This is a genomic window from Microbacterium sp. AC035 (assembly GCF_979258485.1).
On the sequence record NZ_OZ409858.1, the window covers coordinates 2,552,152 to 2,568,106 of the forward strand.

The following is a 15,955-nucleotide window of genomic DNA, read 5'->3' on the forward strand; positions in this document are numbered from 1 at the left end:
TGAGCCGCCCTCGGAACCGCGGCGCAGAGCTGCGTCTACCGGTGCGCCGCCACGACCCGTGCGACCGCCTCGCGCTCGGCATCCGTCGGCTCGGCGATGGCCATGCGGCAGTGGGTGTCCACGACGTCGAGCACGCGATACGCCTCTTTCATGCGCGCCATGTCTCCGCCGATGAGCGAGACGACATCGTCGACGGCGGCCTGGGCTGCGGCGACGGCGTCGGCATCGCCCGAGCGGCCGGCATCGGCCAGCGCGCGGAACGGCTTGGGGGTGACGGAGGAGACCCCGGAGACCACGCCCTGCGCGCCCACCTCGACCGCAGCGATCAGGTCGCGGTCAGCGCCGGTGTAGAGGTCGAAGTCGGCGGGCACTGCGGCACGGTAGGCGGCGATCTCCTCGAGCGACAGCTCGCTGATCTTCGCGCCGACGACGTTGGGCAGCTCGGCGAGGCGGGCGAGCAGCTCGACCGAGACCGGGTTGCCGCTGCGTGCCGGGTAGATGTAGACGTACAGTCGGCCATCTCCGATCGCTCCCGACAGCGCCGCGAAGTACTCGAAGATCGACTCGTCCGTGGCCTTGAGGTAGTACGGCGTGAGGGCGGCGAACTCGGTCGCTCCGAGGCCCTTCGCGATCTCGACCAGTCGCAGCGCCTCGAACGTGCTCGGCTGCCCCACGTGCACGACGACCCGCATCCGGTGCTGCAACTCGGCCAGCGCCGCCTCGACGATCGCGGCGAACTCGGTCGCATCGACGGCGGGGAACTCGCCCGTGGTGCCGAGGATGAACGCGCCCTCGTTGCCCGATTCGGCGACGAAGCGGAAGATCGCTCGCGATCCCTCGAGGTCGAGAGCGCCGTCGCTGTGAAAGGCGGTCGGCACAGCGGTGAGGATGTCGTAGCGGGTCACTTCTCGTTCTCCTTGGGGTTCTTGCGGGTTCTGCGCGGGCGCCTCGTGGGGGCCTGGACATTGCGGACGGTCGACGTGAGCAGGTCGGGGTCGGCCGCGAGCTCGCCGTGCGCCTTCTCGATCTGCTCACGGCTCTCGGCCTTCAGGATCGAGTCCTCGAGTGAGGCGCGTTCGGCGCGGGGGGTGCGGGCAGCGCGGATCGCGGGCATCACGATCGACAGCACGGCGAGCGCGAGCAGCACGATCGCGATCGGGCTCACCACCTCGAAGAACGGACGCGTCGGGAGGATCGCCAGCGTTCGGGCGAGGTTCTCCTCGGCGAGCGGACCGAGCAGCAGGCCGAGCACGATGGGCCCTGCCGGCACCTGCATCCGCTTCAGCAGCACTCCGATCACACCGAAGACGAGCATCGTGACGACGGTCGAGAGGCTGTTCGAGGTCGCATACGTGCCGATGATGCAGAAGATCAGGATGCCGCTCCACAGGTACGGCTGCGGCACGTCGAGCAGCTTCACCATGCCCTTCATGCGCACGAGGCTCAGCCCCAGCGATAGCAAGGTCGCGACGAGCATGATGCCGACGATCGAGACCACGAGGTCGGGGCGGTTCGTGAACAGCGTGGGCCCGGGGGTGATGCCCCAGATGATCATCGAGCCGATCATCACGGCCATCACCGAGTCGCCGGGGATGCCGAGCGCCATGGTGGTCGTGAGAGATCCGCCGAGCGTGGCGCTGGATGCGGTGTCGGAGGCGGCGACGCCTTCGATCGATCCCTTGCCGAACATCTCCGGGTGCTTCGACGCCTTGCGAGCTCGCTCCCATCCGATGAGGCCGGCGATGTCGCCGCCGGCGGCCGGGATGAGCCCGACGCCGAGTCCGACCGCGCCGCCGACAGCGGTGGCTCGTCCGCTCTGCTTCAGCTCCGAGCGGTTCGGCCACCAGCGACCGAGGCTCGAGATGGGGCGCACGTTGCTCTTGCGATAGGTGAGCAGCTGGTCGAAGAGCTCGGCGATGCCGAACAGCCCGATGATCACGGCGATGAAGTTGACACCCTCGACCAGCTCGAGCACTCCGAAGGTGAAGCGCTGGTCAGCCGTCGCGGCATACGTTCCGACAGTGCCGAGCATGAGGCCGAAGAGACCGGCGAGGATGCCCTTGAGCATCGACTTCGACGAGATGCCGATCATGATCGAGATTCCGAAGACGACCAGAGCGAAGAGCTCGGGCGATTTGAAGTAGTCGCGGGCGAAGCTGGCGATCGGCACTGCGGCAACGGCGAAGAGCACGAGAGACGCGAGGATGCCGACGGCCGACACGATCGCCGAGATCGTGAGCGCGAGTCCTGCCCTCCCCTGCTTCGCCATCGGATAGCCGTCGAGCGTCGTCGCGATCGAGGCGGGCGTGCCAGGGGTGTTGATGAGGATCGACGGCACCCGGTCGCCGAAGTTCGCGGCCACGTAGATCGTGAGCAGCACGGCGAGCCCCTGGACGGGTTCGAGGGTGAGCGTGAAACCGGCGGCGAGCGCCACGGCCATGGTCGCGGTGATGCCGGGGAAGGCTCCGACCATGAAGCCGAGCAGGAGCCCGACGAGCATGTAGAGCAGGATCGAGATGTCGAGGAGCGAGTTCAGCCCCTCCATGAGCGCGTTCACAGGGGGATCCTCAGGAGCATTCCGAACACGACGTAGACGAACGCGGTGACGGAGACGGAGTAGATGATCAGGCTGAGCCAGCGGCGGTGGCCGTAGAGGAGCATGAGAGCGGCCATCAGCACGGCTGCGGCGACGGGGAAGACCTCGATGCGGTAGCCGAAGAGGATGACGGAGCCCAACGACCAGACCGCGATGAAGGCGCCGGCGATCGCGAGAGTGGCGACGACGCGGACCATGCCACCCGGCTGGATGCGGTCGAGGTCTTCGCGACCGGGAGCGGGGCGGGTGACCGCCAGGGCCAGGATCGCGAGCGAGATGACGACCGCTGTGACGGCGATGACCATAGGCCAGAAGCGTGCGTCGATCTGGCCGGGCAGCGCCTCCCGACGCAGGGGGATCTGCGTGGCCAGGAAGAGGTAACCGGCGCTGAATGCCAGGGCGACGAATCCGAAGGCGATCTCGAGCGGTCGCGAGGGGGGCGCTCCCTGGTGAGCGTCCTGCTCGACCGAAGGAGTGACATCGGCGTGGGACATGGTGCTCCTTCTCTGGTCTGACGATCGGTGTCCGACTGCGGGGTCGACGGTTCGGCCGACCCCGCAGCCCTGGCCGGGTCAGCCCAGGAGGTCCTTGAACAGGTCGAACTGCTCGTCGACGAACGTCGTCCACTCGGCGGAGTCGCGGTAGACCACGAGGTTGCCGGCGTCCTTCTGGAACTGCTGGTAGGTGTCGGACTCGACGGCCTCCTTGACGGCCGCCTCGAGTTCGCTCTTCACGTCGTCCGGAAGGCCCTTCGGGGCATAGATGCCGCCCCAGCCGCCGAACACGACGTCTTCGCCGATCGCCTCGTCGGCCGTCGGCACGTCCTCCGCGTCGGGGTGGCGCTCATCGTTCAGGACGGCGAGGATGCGCACGGCTTCCCCCTGCGCGAGCGCCTCGCCCAGGCCGGACACCGCCGCGACGGTCTCACCGGATGCGGCGGCCGCGACGGCCGTGGCTCCACCGTCGTAGGGCACCGGGGTGAAGGCGGCATCGGTCGCGTCGCCGAGGCCGATCGTCGCGGCCTCCCAGATCGAACCGGCGCCGGAGTTCGCGACGGTGACCGCACCGGACTTCGCCTGCGCGACGAGGTCTTCGAGCGACTCGATGCCGCTGTTCGCGCCGACCGTGACGACGCCGGGGGCGAGCATGATCTGCCCCAGCAGGTCGAAGTCCTCGGGCAGCACGTTCGCGCTCTGCGTGGTGTTGAGCATCGCGATCTCGACGGGAGCGAAGCCGATGACGTAGCCGTCGGGGTCCTGCGCGCCGACGTACTCCATCGCCAGGGCGCCTGCGGCACCCGGCATGTTCTCGGGGATCACGCTGACGCCGAGGATGCCCTCGAGCTCGGTGGCGAGCGCACGCGACGACAGGTCGGATCCACCGCCCGGGTTCGCCTGGATGATCAGGCGGATGTCGTTCTCGGGAAAGGCGGATTCCGCATCTTCACCCTCTTCGACCTTCGTGCAGGCCGACAGGACGAGAGCGGTGGCGGCGACGGCCGCGAGTGCGGCGGCGGCACGGGTGATGCGCTTGCGGGGCATCTTTGCTCCTCTACGTGGGTCGACCTTGTTGTCGACGCTCTGACCGTAGCAGTGTTGACTGTTAACAGTCAACACTCTCGGCTTCGAGGCTTCCGCTTGTCTCGCTGTCGCCACCACACTCCAAGATGCCAGTATGAGAGCAGCTACGAGGGGAGCGGAGCAATGTTCGACGAGCTCAGAAGACAGCAGGCGTTGGAGGAACTCGGGATCCTGGACACCCCCCGGGATGAACGAGTCGATCGAGTGGCCAGGCTGGCCCAGCAGATGTTCGGCGTGCCGATGGTGAGCGTCTCTCTGCTCGACGGCGATCGCCAGTGGCGCAAATCCGAGATCGGCCTCGGCGGCGACGAGGCACCCCGACAGGATTCCTTCTGCGACTACACGGTCGGTCAGGACCGCACGGTCGTGGTCGAGGATGCCAGCGCGACCGAGATCTTCGCCACGAACCCGTTCGTGGTCGGCGACCCCCATCTCCGGTTCTACGCCGGGCATCCGCTCCACGCGCCAGGCGGCGAACCCGTCGGCACTCTGTGCGTGCTCGACACCGAACCGCACTCGTTCTCGGAGGCGGAGCGCGCCCTGCTCCGCGACCTCGCCTTCTGGGTGCAGAGCGAGATCGCGGCAGACGTCGAGCTCGATCAGGCCACCCTGATCCAGAGCGCACTGCGACCGCACTCGCTCCCCACCGTCACCGGTTACACGATCGCGGGCGGCGGCGCCTCGCGCGGGCGCCTGGCGGGAGACTTCTACGATCTGCGCCTGCACGGCGAGGCGCTGCGCATCACCCTCGCGGACGCGATGGGCAAGGGCACCGGCCCCGCCATCGTCGCGGCCGGGGTGCGTGCATCTCTGCGCACAGCCCCCGAACGCAGCATCGCCGAGGCGATCGCCGACGCCGACCGGATCCTCGAGGAGGACCTCTCGGAGACGACGATGTTCGTCACGGCCGTCCACGCCGAGCTGCAGCCCCAGACCGGCGACCTGGAGGTGATCGACGCGGGACACAGCCTGGCGTTCATCCTCCGCCGCGACGGCTCGTGGGAGCACCTCCGTTCGACCGGACTCCCCCTCGGGATGGGCGCGGCACTGCCCGACCAGGATCCTCGGGAGTCCCGCCGCACCCGCCTCGAGCCCGGCGACGCCTTCGTCTGCTGCAGCGACGGGCTGCTCGATGTGCTCGACGCCGATGACCCGTTCGCCCATGTGGCCCGAGTGCTCGACACCCTCGGCCCCGACGGGGCGATCGAGGAGGCGCTGGGACTCATCTCGGACGACCGGGCCACCGACGACATCACCGTGATCGTCGTGAGGCGCGACGCATGACCGCACGCTTCGCTGCGATCCGCATCATCGCCGTCCTGTCGGTGCTGCTCGGGGTGAACTACGTCGCCTGGCGCTGGCTCGAATCGGTGAACTGGTCGGCGTGGTGGATCGCCGTGCCCCTGGTGATCGCAGAGACCTACAGTCTGATCGACACCTTCCTCTTCTGTCTCACGATGTGGCGGGCCAAGGAACGCCCAGCCCCGGTGTCCCCACCCCAGGGCACTGTCGACGTGTTCATCGCGACCTACAACGAGCCGATCGAGCTCGTGATGACGACGGCACGCGCCGCGCGGGGGATCGCGTATCCCCACACGACCTGGATCCTCGACGACGGCGCGCGTCCCGAACTCGAGCAGGCCGCCCGCGAGGCGGACATCGGCTACCTCACCCGTTCGGACGACTGGACCGGAAAGCCCCGTCACGCGAAGGCGGGCAACCTCAATGCCGCACTGTTCGAGACAGACGGAGAGTTCCTCCTCATCCTCGACGCCGACCAGATCCCCGACCCGCTGATCCTGCACCGCACGCTGGGGTACTTCGCCGATGACCCCGAGGTCGCGGTCGTGCAGACGCCGCAGTGGTTCGTCAACGTCGACGAGGCCGACCCGCTCGGCAGCCAGGCACCGCTGTTCTACGGTCCGATCCAGCAGGGCAAGGACGGCTGGAACGCCGCCTTCTTCTGCGGCTCGAACGCCGTGCTCCGCCGCGACGCCCTGATGCAGCTGGGGATCATCGGCTACGTGCGCGAGGTGACCGACACCGCAGCCCGCGCGCTGCGCACCTCTGAGACCCTGATCGAGAAGGAGATGCGCTCGGCATCCGACCCGGAACTCCGCCGGGAGCTGTACTCCCTGCACCTGTCGATCGGCCGCGCCCGGCGCGATCTGGCCGCCGGCGCCCCTGTGCGCGAGATCGCGGATGCCGTGTCGGCGGCCGTGCGCAACGCCTCGGTGATCCTCGTCGCCAAGGATCTCGCCGGAATCAGAGCCGATCTCGCCGAGCTCGGCTCCCTGCCGATCGCGCACGACGCACAGCTCGACGCCATCGTCGTCGACGAGGCGGGCCTGACGGCGCTCGCCGAGTCCGACCTCTCTCCCATCACGGCGCTCGATGCCGTCGCGGCCCTGCTCGACGCCCTGCGTCTCGACCGCGGCGACGAGGCACAGCCGATCCTCCCCCTGGCGACGATCTCGGTGACGGAGGACATGGCCACGGCGATGCAGCTGCACTCGCTCGGCTGGCGCAGCGTCTATCATCACGAGATCCTCGCCCAGGGACTCGCCCCCGAAGACCTGCGCACGATGCTGACGCAGCGACTGCGCTGGGCCCAGGGCACGCTGCAGGTCATGTTGCGCGACAACCCGCTCGCGAAGCGCGGTCTGTCGATCGGCCAGCGACTGATGTACTTCGCCACGATGTGGAGCTATCTGTCGGGGTTCGCCGCCGTCATCTATCTCACGGCGCCCGTCGTCTATCTCGTTTTCGGGGTGCTGCCCGTCACCGCCTGGTCGGTCGACTTCTTCGTCCGGTTCCTGCCGTACTTCCTGGTCAATCAGCTGCTCTTCCTCGTCGTCGCCAAAGGACTCAGAACCTGGCGCGGACAGCAGTACTCCCTCGCGCTGTTCCCGGTCTGGATCCGCGCATGCTGGACCGCCGTCGCGAACGTGGTCTTCGGCCGCCCCCTCTCCTTCGCGGTGACGCGCAAGGACGGACGCGATCCGCGAGGGGTGCCGTGGGGTCAGATCTGGCCGCAGCTGACCGCGATCGTCGTGCTCAGCGTGGCGCTCGTGATCGGCGTGACCCGGGTCATCATCGGCACGGGCGACGGAACGGGCACTCTCGTCAACACGGTGTGGGTGCTGTACGACCTCGTCGTGCTCAGCGTCATCATCCAAGCCGCTCGCTACCGCGGACCGGCCCGAATCCTCGAGGAGGAGAACCATGGATCTCAGCACTGACGTCAGGGACGGCTTCGCCGTGATCGCCCTGTCCGGCCGCCTGACGGCGACGGGTGCACCGCTGCTGCGCAAGGCGGTGAACGATCTCGTCGCCGCCGGCGACTCGAAGATCGTCATCGACATGGCCGAACTGCAGTTCGTCGACTCGTCGGGGCTCGGCGCTCTCGTCGGCGGGCTGAAGAGCGCCAGGGTCGCAGGCGGCGATCTGCGCATCGCGACAGTGCCCGAGGCTGTGCGGACGGTGCTGCACCTGACGAACCTCGACCGGGTCCTCCTCGACCACCCCACGCCTGAGACGGCGTTCGATGAGCACTGACCGGCACACCGCGCATGTGGCGGGCCTGGCCGGGCCCGCCTTCGTCGAGCATGTCCTCGACGCCCTGGACGCGCTGTGGGAGGCGGCCCCGCACGTGACCCCCGAGGACCGGACGCTGTTCGCACTGGCGGTCAGCGAGGTGTCGACGAACATCGCCAGCCATGGCGAAGCGGCGGGCGAACCGGATGCCGGCATCACCGTCGAGGTCGACATCGAGGTGAGCTCCGACGCTCTCGTCGCGACCTTCGTCGACACGGCAGATCCGGCCAGGATCGACTGGGATGCGGTGACGATGCCCGGCGTCGACAGCGAGAGCGGACGCGGTCTGGCACTGTCCACCGCTGTACTCGACGACTTCGAGCACAGCGGTGACGCGACCGGCAACACCTGGGTGCTGCGGCGTCGCCTCACCCCTCGGACCTGATCCCGGGTGCTGCCGCTACGGCAACGGGCAGTCAGGCAGGCCGGTCGGCCAGCTCGCTGAGCATCCGATCGCGCGCGCCGTCGAGATGGGCGGTGAGCACTGCCGCCGCCTCCTCGGGCGTGCCTGAGCGCATCACGTCCATGAGCTTCATGTGGTCGTCGGATGACTCGTGAAGGTCGTCGTCGTGATTGATCGTCACCTCGAGAAGCGACGCGAAGGTCGGCAGGTACTGACTCCACGCCCCCTGCAGTCGCGGGTGGTCGGCGAGGACGTAGATCTCCGAGTGGAACTCGAGGTCGGCGGCGACGAACGCCGCGTGGTCCCCCCTGTCGGCGGCCTGGCTCATGCGATCGACGGCGGCCGCCATCGCTGCCCACCGTGCGTCGTCGTCGACTCTCATCGCGCGCGAGAGCGCGAGCTGCTCGAGGGCGCCGCGCAGACTGTAGAGCTGATCGACGTCGTCCTGCGAGAGCCCGGTGATGTAGACGCCGCGCGGGCGCTGCACCTCGACGAGCTTCTCGAAGCTGAGCTGGGTGAGTGCGTCGCGGATCGGGCCCCTGCTCACCGAGAACTCCTCGGCGAGCGCCTCCTCGGTGATGCGCGCACCGGGCGAGAGCTCGCCTCGGACGATGCGCTGACGCAGGACCTGCGCCACCTGCGCGCCGAGGGACTCTCCGCGCTTGACGGTCTGTGTCACGGTGACCTCCTGTTAACTGTTGACAGGATACACACCGGAGAGGAAGCGCCCCGTGGGGCGCTCCCTCGTGCCCTCAGCTGAGCCAGGCGGGAACCCGGCCGCGCAGGAACGCACCGTCGAGTGAGAACCGTCCGGCACCGGTGAGCGCGAGAGCCAGCGCGGCCGCGCCGAGCACGGCGACGAACTCGTATCCGCCCTCGCCGACCCAGAGCCCGGCGGCGAGGTGCACGAGGACCAGGGCCACGACCATGTCGATCGCGAGCAGGATGCCGGCCAGGCGGGTGAAGAGGCCGAGCACCAGCAGGATGCCGCCGATCAGCTCGACGAAGGCGACGAAGGGGGCGGCGATCTCGGGCATCGGCACCCCCATGCCCGCGAAGCTGCCGATGGTGCCGGGGATCGTGTATTCGAAGATCTTCTGCGCTCCGTGAGCGGCGAAGACGGCGCCGACCACGACGCGCAGGACCAGGAGTCCCAGCGAGGCGGCGGCAGAGGGGGCGGTGGTGTTCGTCATGAGGAGGTGTTCCTTCGTGGCAGGACACCGCGCGCCAGGCGCGGAGCAGGGGCTATCCCTGCTCACCACGCTATTGAGGGGACTTTTCCGTCTCCTGAGCGCGGGTCTCCGTAGCCCCGCTCGGTTCCGCCTTCCGTAGACTCGCCGGATGGGAGATGCGCCGTCTGGACGACGATGCGCACAGCCGGGAAGGGGCACGAGGCGAGAGTGAGGGCACGATCGGCGTTCGGCGTGCTGCGCTTGGCCACGGCCGCAGTGTGCACCGTCGCGCTTGTGCACCGACTGTTCTGGGGGCTGAGCTCCCGCACGATCGCGGGTGAGAACTTCTTCGCGTACCTGACCGTCCAGTCCAACTGCGCGCTGGTAGCCGTGCTGCTGGTCGGCGCGGTGCTCGCCTTCATCCGGGCCACGGATCCTCGCTGGTTCACCGTGGCTCTGGCTCTCGTGCTGACCTGGACCATCACGGCAGGGCTCGCCTTCGCGCTGATCGTCTGGCAGGCGGGACTCCGCGGCATCCGCGTCGACGTGCCCTGGTCCGATCAGGTGCTGCACTTCTGGCTGCCGGCGTGCACCGCCATCGCCTGGGTGCTCACACCCGGACACCGCGGCGTGCCGTGGTGGGTGGTGCCCACGGCCCTCTCCTTCCCGCTCGCGTGGGGCGGCGTCACGATGTGGCGCGGGCCGTCGGTGGGTTGGTATCCGTACTACTTCCTCGACCCGAGACAGGTGTCAGGGCCCCCGGAGTTCCTGCTCACCAGTGGGGTGGCGCTGGCGATCTTCGCACTCGTCGCGACGTTGATCGTGCTCGTCAGTCGGATGCGACGACGCGGCCAGGAGCGGCCGGAGGTCTGAGCGCGCTGCGGCCGGTGCGAGTCAGGCCGGCGCGGTGAGGAACGGCGCGAGCGAGGCGATCGCCGCCTCGAGCGCCTTCTGCTCACTCATCTCGGCGAACGTGGCTGCCGCTTCTCCGCCGACGATGCCCACCACGACGTTCTCACCCGTGGCCGGTGCGAGGTTGATCCAGGTGCGGATCAGCGCATCGCCGCCGACCACGTGCCAGAGCATCGCCTCGGAATCAGCGGCTGCAGCATCGCCTTCGGTCTCGCCTTCGCCGTCGGGCGCCGACACGATCAGCGGATCGTCGAAGCGCAGCCACACCGTCTCGATACGTCCCATCTCGAGCTCGGCGATGGCACCACGATGACCGAAAGGCAGCGCAGGCGAGAACTCCAGTCCCTCGCCCTTCAGCACGCCGAGCGGCACCGTGATGAGCACGCGGTCGAACGACAGCGATTCTCCGGAGGCGATGCCGAGGCTGACGCCCGCCTCGTCGTAGGCCACGCGACTGACGGGCGACGAGAGGCTCAGCTTCGCACCCTCGAGAAGCTCGTCGATGGCCGGGGTCAGGTCGCCGAGAGGCGCCATCATCTCGTCGACGGGGAGCCGCGGCGGGAACCACGTCGATTCGTCGGAGGCGTCGGCCCCTGAAGCGGCCGAGATCGAGGCGAGGAGTGCGGCGAGTCCCGGCTCTTCGGGATCAGCGCCCGCAGCCGTCAGCGCCTCCTCCAGAGAGGTGTCCGTCGGCCCCTGCTGGGCGGAGGCGATCGCCGCCTGCACCGGTTCGATCGACACCGGCTCGACGTCCTCGCCGGTGCCGGTGCCGGTGTCGGTATCGGCAGACCGCCACAGCGCACCCGCGATGGGAACCGTGCGGATGTCGAGAGTGTCGAGGGTGTCGAGCAGGACATCGTCGGACGACCCGAGCAGCCACCCGCCCAGCTGGGCCGGGAAGGGCCAGGCCTTGTCATCCACGACGGAGTGGACGCGTCCGCCGACGCGGTCGCGCGCCTCGAACACCGTGACCTGCAGCCCCTCAGCGACGAGGCGGGCGGCGGCCACAGCACCGGCGAGACCCGCGCCGACGATCGCGACGCGCTCACCGCTGTCGGCGGCTCGCAGAAGCTCATCGGCGGCCCGATCTCCGGATCGGAGCGCGGCGGCGATGGTTCCGGGGGCCTCGACGTCGGTCGCCTCCCCGGCGATGAAGAGCCGGTCGTCGATCGGCTCGGCCAGCGCCTCGCGGGCGCTCGCCTGCGTGCCGACCGGGGTGAAGCTCGCGGCGCCGAGCGCGTACGGGTCGGTCGTCCACGCGCTGCGGGCGAACGCCGCGGGGGTGATCGCACCGGCGGTCGGCTTCGGGGTGGGCGAACCGTCGGGCGTGGGGGACGGCGCCGGCTCAGGCGTGCAGGAGGCCAGCAGGACTCCCAGGACGCCGGCTCCGGCGCCGATCAGCAGTGTGCGACGCGTCATCCTCATCGTGTCGCAACGATACCGCGCGCGGATGGATGACGCGTGCGGCGACCTCTGTGAGGTGCCGGCTCCGAGTATCAGCCGCGTCCGCTGCCGGGGTGCCAGAGCACGACCTCTGCCGAGCGGCGGATGCGGCGACCGCTGGGCATCGGGGTGACGCCGGCGGATCCTGCGGCGAACACGCGCATGCCGGGGCGGTTCTCGCGCTCGGCGCGCAGTGCGGCATCGAGCTCGGCCACGCGGCGGCGCAGCATCCGGTTCTCGTCTTCGAGGTCGAGAACACGCGCGATCGCCGGGAGGCTCACGCCTTCGGACGACAGCTGGGCGACCTCGCGGAGCTGTTCGATGTTGCGGGTCGAATAGCGGCGAGAGCCGCCGGAGGTGCGGCCGGGCACCACGAGCCCGATGCGGTCGTACTGCCGCAGCGTCTGCGGGTGAAGACCCGAGAGCTGGGCGGCGACGGCGATCGCGAACACCGGGGTGTCGGCATCCATGTGCTGGTCAGCCATGTTCCCTCACCTCTTCCTCGGTGTTCGCGTTCGTCATCGTTGCCTGCTGCCGGGTTCTCTACCGGCGGGCCTTGGCCATGAGGTCGGCACGCGGGTTCTCTGCGGGCTCGAGCGACTGGAACTTCTCCAGCGCCTCTCGAGCGGCATCGTCGAGGTGCGACGGCACCGCGATCTGCAGCTCGGCGAGCAGGTCGCCCGTGCCCTTCGACGTGGTGACGCCGCGGCCCTTGACGCGCAGCACCCGCCCGGAGGGGGTGCCGGGTGCGACGCGGAGCTTGACCGTGTCGCCGCTGAGCGTAGGAACCTCGATCGTCGCCCCGAGCGCCGCCTCGGTGAAGGTCACCGGCACGACCACACGCAGGTTCAGCCCTTCGCGGGTGAACACCGGATGCGGTCGCACCGCGATCTGCACCACCACGTCGCCGTTCTCTCCGCCGTCGGGAGAAGGGCGTCCGCGTCCGCGGAGCCTGATCTTCTGCCCGTCGGCGACGCCGGCGGGGATCTTCACCTTGAACGGCTTGCCGTCGTCGCCTTGGAGCGAGATCGTCTCGCCCTGCACGGCCGTGGCGAAGTCGAGCGTGGTGCGCGCCGTGACGTCGGCCCCCTTTTGAGGGCCGCCGAAGCCGCGGTATCCGCCGGAGGTCTGCCCGAAACGGCCGGAGCCGAACGAGCCGCCCTGACCCTGATTGAACATCGCGAAGATGTCCTCGAAGTCGGCGGACTGCTGCTGCCCGCGCCCCTGCTGCCCGAACCGGCTGAAGACGTCTTCGAAGCCGCCCGCGCTCGAACCGCCCGCCGTGAAGCGTGCGCCCGAACCCATGGCGCGGATCTCGTCGTACTCCTTGCGCTGTTCGGCATCCGAGAGCACCGAGTACGCCTCGCTGACCTCTTTGAACTTCGCCTCCGCCTTCGCATCACCCTGATTGGAGTCGGGGTGGTACTTGCGAGCGAGCTTGCGGTACGTCTTCTTGAGATCAGCGTCGCTGACGTCCTTCGAGACCCCGAGGGTCTTGTAGAAGTCCTTGTCGAACCAGTCCTGGCTAGCCATCGATCACCTACTCCGCAGGTACGGCGACGACGACCTTCGCGGGACGCAGCTCGACATCACCGAGGCGGTAACCCACCTCGACGACCTCGAGCACCGTGGTCTTGTCGACGCCCGGGGTGGGCTGTTGGAAGATCGCCTCGTGGCGCTGCGGGTCGAATTCCTCGCCCTTCTCGCCGTAGGAGACGACGCCGAGACGCTCGACGATCACCCGCACCTTGCCGGCGATCACGGCGAAGGGAGTGCCCTCGACGAGATCACCGTGCTGGGCCGCGCGATCGAGATCGTCGAGCACGGGGATGAGGCCCTTCGCGGCCTCGCCCTTCGCGCGCTCGATCTCGACCTGACGCTGCTCTTCGGTGCGTCGGCGGTAGTTGGCATACTCGGCCTGGAGCCGCTTGAGGTCGTTCAGCAGCGCGTTCTCGGCGTCGGCGATCGCGGTATCCCCCGCAGCGGCCTCAGCCGTCTGGTCGGCGTTCAGGATGTCGTCGATCGTGAAGTCCGCGTCGTCAGAGCCCTCCGCAGCCCGGGCCTCGTCAGAGTCCGGGTTGTGCGGCGCGGGGCCGGATGCCTGAGCATCCGACCCCTCGCTGTGACCTTCGGCGGGCTCAGGAACCTGATTGTCGTCGAAGTTCTTGTCCGTCATGATTACTTCTTCTCGTCCTCGTCGTCGACGACCTCGGCGTCGATGACGTCCTCGTCAGAGGAGGCGTCGTCGGCCGGGGCCTCGCCCGCAGCGTCGGCGCTCGGGGCGCCTTCGGTCTGGGACTGCGCGTAGATGGCTTCGCCGATCTTGCCCTGCGACTGGTTCAGCTTGTCGAACGCGGTCTTCACGGCCTCGTCGTCTTCGCCGGCCAGCGCCGTCTTGAGCGCGTCGACATCGGCCTTGACCTCGGTCTTCACGTCCTCGGGCAGCTTGTCGTCGTTCTCGGTGATCAGCTTGTCGATCGAGTACGCGAGCGTCTCGGCCTGGTTGCGGACCTCGGCGGCCTCACGGCGCGCCTTGTCCTCAGCCGCGTGCTCCTCGGCCTCGCGCACCATGCGCTCGATGTCCTCCTTCGACAGCGACGAGCCGCCGGAGATGACGATCGACTTCTCGGTGCCCGTGCCCTTGTCCTTGGCGGACACGTGCACGATGCCGTTGGCGTCGATGTCGAACGTGACCTCGATCTGCGGGATGCCACGGGGAGCCGGGGCGATTCCGGTGAGCTCGAACGTTCCCAGCGGCTTGTTGTCGCGGGTGAAGTCGCGCTCGCCCTGGAAGACCTGGATCGCGACGGACGGCTGGTTGTCGTCTGCCGTGGTGAAGGTCTCGCTGCGCTTGGTCGGGATGGCCGTGTTGCGCTCGATGAGCTTGGTCATCATGCCGCCCTTGGTCTCGATGCCGAGGCTGAGGGGGGTGACGTCGATGAGCAGAACGTCCTTGCGCTCGCCCTTGAGGACACCGGCCTGGAGGGCGGCGCCCACGGCGACGACCTCATCGGGGTTGACGCCCTTGTTGGCCTCCTTGCCGGTCTCGCGCTTGACGAGCTCGGCGACGGCGGGCATGCGGGTCGATCCACCCACGAGCACGATGTGATCGATGTCGGCGACCTTGATGCCGGCTTCGCGGATGACGTCCTCGAACGGCTTCTTGGTGCGGTCGAGCAGGTCCTTCGTCAGGTCCTCGAACTTCGCGCGGGTGATGGTCTCGCTCAGCGACACCGGGCCCGACTCGGTCAGCGACAGGTACGGGAGGTTGATGCTGGTGCTGGTCGAGGAGGAGAGCTCCTTCTTGGCCTGCTCCGCAGCCTCCTTGAGACGCTGCAGGGCGATCTTGTCACCCGAGACGTCGACGCCGGTGGTCTCCTTGAACTGCTTGATCAGGTGGTCGACGAGGCGCTGGTCCCAGTCGTCGCCGCCGAGGCGGTTGTCACCTGCGGTGGACCGCACCTGGATCGTCGAGAAGTCGTCGTCCTTGCCCACCTCGAGCAGCGAGACGTCGAACGTTCCACCACCCAGGTCGAAGACCAGGATGAGCTCGTCTTCCTTGCCCTTGTCGAGGCCGTAGGCCAGAGCGGCTGCGGTCGGCTCGTTGATGATGCGCAGGACGTTGAGGCCCGAGATCTCGCCGGCCTCCTTGGTGGCCTGACGCTCGGCGTCGTTGAAGTACGCGGGGACAGTGATGACCGCATCGGTCACCGTGTCACCCAGGTAGGACTCTGCGTCGCGCTTGAGCTTCTGGAGGATGCGCGCGGAGATCTCCTGCGGCGTCCACTTCTTGCCGTCGACGTCGAACGTCCAGTCGGTGCCCATGTGGCGCTTGACGGATGCGATGGTGCGGTCGACGTTCGTGACGGCCTGGCGCTTCGCGGTCTCGCCGACGAGCACCTCGCCGTCCTTCGTGAATGCGACGACCGAGGGGGTCGTGCGGAAGCCCTCGGCGTTGGCGATGACCTTGGGCTCGCCACCCTCGAGGACGCTGACGACGGAGTTCGTCGTACCGAGGTCGATTCCAACAGCACGTGCCATGTGATTCTCCTTTGTTGCTGAGGTTGATGTGGTCTGGAAATCCGGGGCGATCAGGGAAACCTGAGTCGCGATGACTCAACTGTACTCCGACTCCCGAACACTGTCAAATAAAGTTGATACGTGGCGGCTCAACTTTGAATTCGGTGCCGATCTCCCGCCACCGGAGCGCCCCGCACATCCGCACCTGCGTCGAGGCGAGGTCCCCGAAACA

Annotated in this window: 16 protein-coding genes; 5 read left to right on the forward strand and 11 right to left on the reverse strand. The window is 68.4% G+C overall.

The genetic code is table 11. The annotated features are described in order from the left end of the window. Positions 1 to 35 precede the first annotated feature (35 nt). From ACZ0AA_RS12290 to ACZ0AA_RS12305, 4 genes are all read right to left on the reverse strand, one after another. Entirely contained in the window at positions 36 to 905 is an 870-nt protein-coding gene (locus ACZ0AA_RS12290; protein ID WP_400864003.1) for a dihydrodipicolinate synthase family protein, read from the reverse strand. Next, the gene (locus tag ACZ0AA_RS12295) at positions 902 to 2,557 is read right to left on the reverse strand and encodes a tripartite tricarboxylate transporter permease (RefSeq protein ID WP_463513072.1); all 1,656 of its coding nucleotides are present in this window, start codon (positions 2,555 to 2,557) and stop codon (positions 902 to 904) included. The genes ACZ0AA_RS12290 and ACZ0AA_RS12295 overlap by 4 nt, the downstream gene beginning before the upstream one ends. Further along, complete coding sequence (locus ACZ0AA_RS12300) at positions 2,554 to 3,090, reverse strand: tripartite tricarboxylate transporter TctB family protein (RefSeq protein WP_400863997.1); 537 nt, start codon at positions 3,088 to 3,090, stop codon at positions 2,554 to 2,556. Before ACZ0AA_RS12300 ends, ACZ0AA_RS12295 begins: the two co-directional genes overlap by 4 nt. 78 nt (positions 3,091 to 3,168) lie before the next feature. Next, the gene (locus tag ACZ0AA_RS12305) at positions 3,169 to 4,137 is read right to left on the reverse strand and encodes a tripartite tricarboxylate transporter substrate binding protein (RefSeq protein ID WP_463513073.1); all 969 of its coding nucleotides are present in this window, start codon (positions 4,135 to 4,137) and stop codon (positions 3,169 to 3,171) included. 162 nt (positions 4,138 to 4,299) lie between these two features. Between ACZ0AA_RS12305 and ACZ0AA_RS12310 the strand changes: the two genes are divergently transcribed. The 4 genes from ACZ0AA_RS12310 to ACZ0AA_RS12325 are packed head-to-tail and all read left to right on the forward strand — an operon-like array spanning position 4,300 to position 8,158. Beyond that, on the forward strand, positions 4,300 to 5,460 hold the full coding sequence (locus ACZ0AA_RS12310) for a PP2C family protein-serine/threonine phosphatase (RefSeq protein ID WP_463513074.1): 1,161 nt from the start codon (positions 4,300 to 4,302) through the stop codon (positions 5,458 to 5,460). Beyond that, positions 5,457 to 7,418 (forward strand): glycosyltransferase family 2 protein, encoded by a 1,962-nt coding sequence (locus ACZ0AA_RS12315; protein WP_400863989.1) that lies wholly within the window; start codon positions 5,457 to 5,459, stop codon positions 7,416 to 7,418. Before ACZ0AA_RS12310 ends, ACZ0AA_RS12315 begins: the two co-directional genes overlap by 4 nt. After that, on the forward strand, positions 7,402 to 7,734 hold the full coding sequence (locus ACZ0AA_RS12320; protein WP_463513075.1) for an STAS domain-containing protein: 333 nt from the start codon (positions 7,402 to 7,404) through the stop codon (positions 7,732 to 7,734). Before ACZ0AA_RS12315 ends, ACZ0AA_RS12320 begins: the two co-directional genes overlap by 17 nt. Then, positions 7,724 to 8,158 carry an ATP-binding protein gene (locus tag ACZ0AA_RS12325; RefSeq protein ID WP_463513076.1) on the forward strand — a complete coding sequence of 145 codons (435 nt, stop codon included), beginning with the start codon at positions 7,724 to 7,726 and terminating at the stop codon, positions 8,156 to 8,158. Before ACZ0AA_RS12320 ends, ACZ0AA_RS12325 begins: the two co-directional genes overlap by 11 nt. A 31-nt stretch (positions 8,159 to 8,189) precedes the next feature. Here ACZ0AA_RS12325 and ACZ0AA_RS12330 read toward each other — a convergent pair whose 3' ends face one another. Then, complete coding sequence (locus ACZ0AA_RS12330; RefSeq protein ID WP_463513077.1) at positions 8,190 to 8,855, reverse strand: GntR family transcriptional regulator; 666 nt, start codon at positions 8,853 to 8,855, stop codon at positions 8,190 to 8,192. 73 nt (positions 8,856 to 8,928) lie between these two features. After that, entirely contained in the window at positions 8,929 to 9,369 is a 441-nt protein-coding gene (locus ACZ0AA_RS12335; protein WP_400863981.1) for a DoxX family protein, read from the reverse strand. A gap of 207 nt (positions 9,370 to 9,576) precedes the next feature. Between ACZ0AA_RS12335 and ACZ0AA_RS12340 the strand changes: the two genes are divergently transcribed. Beyond that, the gene (locus tag ACZ0AA_RS12340) at positions 9,577 to 10,221 is read left to right on the forward strand and encodes a Pr6Pr family membrane protein (protein WP_463513078.1); all 645 of its coding nucleotides are present in this window, start codon (positions 9,577 to 9,579) and stop codon (positions 10,219 to 10,221) included. Between the two features lie 21 nt (positions 10,222 to 10,242). Here the strand turns inward: ACZ0AA_RS12340 and ACZ0AA_RS12345 are convergent, their stop codons facing one another. The 5 genes from ACZ0AA_RS12345 to dnaK form a co-directional block, all read right to left on the reverse strand. Next, entirely contained in the window at positions 10,243 to 11,679 is a 1,437-nt protein-coding gene (locus ACZ0AA_RS12345) for a flavin monoamine oxidase family protein (RefSeq protein WP_463513079.1), read from the reverse strand. A 77-nt stretch (positions 11,680 to 11,756) separates the two neighbouring features. Further along, positions 11,757 to 12,188 (reverse strand): heat shock protein transcriptional repressor HspR, encoded by a 432-nt coding sequence (locus ACZ0AA_RS12350; protein ID WP_400863974.1) that lies wholly within the window; start codon positions 12,186 to 12,188, stop codon positions 11,757 to 11,759. A gap of 58 nt (positions 12,189 to 12,246) precedes the next feature. After that, positions 12,247 to 13,236, reverse strand: a complete 990-nt coding sequence (locus tag ACZ0AA_RS12355) for a DnaJ C-terminal domain-containing protein (protein ID WP_400863971.1) — start codon at positions 13,234 to 13,236, stop codon at positions 12,247 to 12,249. A gap of 7 nt (positions 13,237 to 13,243) precedes the next feature. Beyond that, positions 13,244 to 13,879 carry a nucleotide exchange factor GrpE gene (locus ACZ0AA_RS12360; RefSeq protein WP_400863969.1) on the reverse strand — a complete coding sequence of 212 codons (636 nt, stop codon included), beginning with the start codon at positions 13,877 to 13,879 and terminating at the stop codon, positions 13,244 to 13,246. A gap of 2 nt (positions 13,880 to 13,881) precedes the next feature. Further along, on the reverse strand, positions 13,882 to 15,744 hold the full coding sequence (dnaK, locus tag ACZ0AA_RS12365; RefSeq protein ID WP_463513080.1) for a molecular chaperone DnaK: 1,863 nt from the start codon (positions 15,742 to 15,744) through the stop codon (positions 13,882 to 13,884). Positions 15,745 to 15,955: the final 211 nt, after the last annotated feature.

Coding starts and splice junctions, on each gene's coding strand:
- ACZ0AA_RS12300 (WP_400863997.1), bottom strand. CDS start 3,090: ATGTCCCACGCCGATGTCACTCCTTCGGTCGAGCAGGACGCTCACCAG.
- ACZ0AA_RS12305 (WP_463513073.1), bottom strand. CDS start 4,137: ATGCCCCGCAAGCGCATCACCCGTGCCGCCGCCGCACTCGCGGCCGTC.
- ACZ0AA_RS12310 (WP_463513074.1), top strand. CDS start 4,300: ATGTTCGACGAGCTCAGAAGACAGCAGGCGTTGGAGGAACTCGGGATC.
- ACZ0AA_RS12315 (WP_400863989.1), top strand. CDS start 5,457: ATGACCGCACGCTTCGCTGCGATCCGCATCATCGCCGTCCTGTCGGTG.
- ACZ0AA_RS12320 (WP_463513075.1), top strand. CDS start 7,402: ATGGATCTCAGCACTGACGTCAGGGACGGCTTCGCCGTGATCGCCCTG.
- ACZ0AA_RS12325 (WP_463513076.1), top strand. CDS start 7,724: ATGAGCACTGACCGGCACACCGCGCATGTGGCGGGCCTGGCCGGGCCC.
- ACZ0AA_RS12335 (WP_400863981.1), bottom strand. CDS start 9,369: ATGACGAACACCACCGCCCCCTCTGCCGCCGCCTCGCTGGGACTCCTG.
- ACZ0AA_RS12345 (WP_463513079.1), bottom strand. CDS start 11,679: ATGACGCGTCGCACACTGCTGATCGGCGCCGGAGCCGGCGTCCTGGGA.
- ACZ0AA_RS12350 (WP_400863974.1), bottom strand. CDS start 12,188: ATGGCTGACCAGCACATGGATGCCGACACCCCGGTGTTCGCGATCGCC.
- ACZ0AA_RS12355 (WP_400863971.1), bottom strand. CDS start 13,236: ATGGCTAGCCAGGACTGGTTCGACAAGGACTTCTACAAGACCCTCGGG.
- ACZ0AA_RS12360 (WP_400863969.1), bottom strand. CDS start 13,879: ATGACGGACAAGAACTTCGACGACAATCAGGTTCCTGAGCCCGCCGAA.
- dnaK (WP_463513080.1), bottom strand. CDS start 15,744: ATGGCACGTGCTGTTGGAATCGACCTCGGTACGACGAACTCCGTCGTC.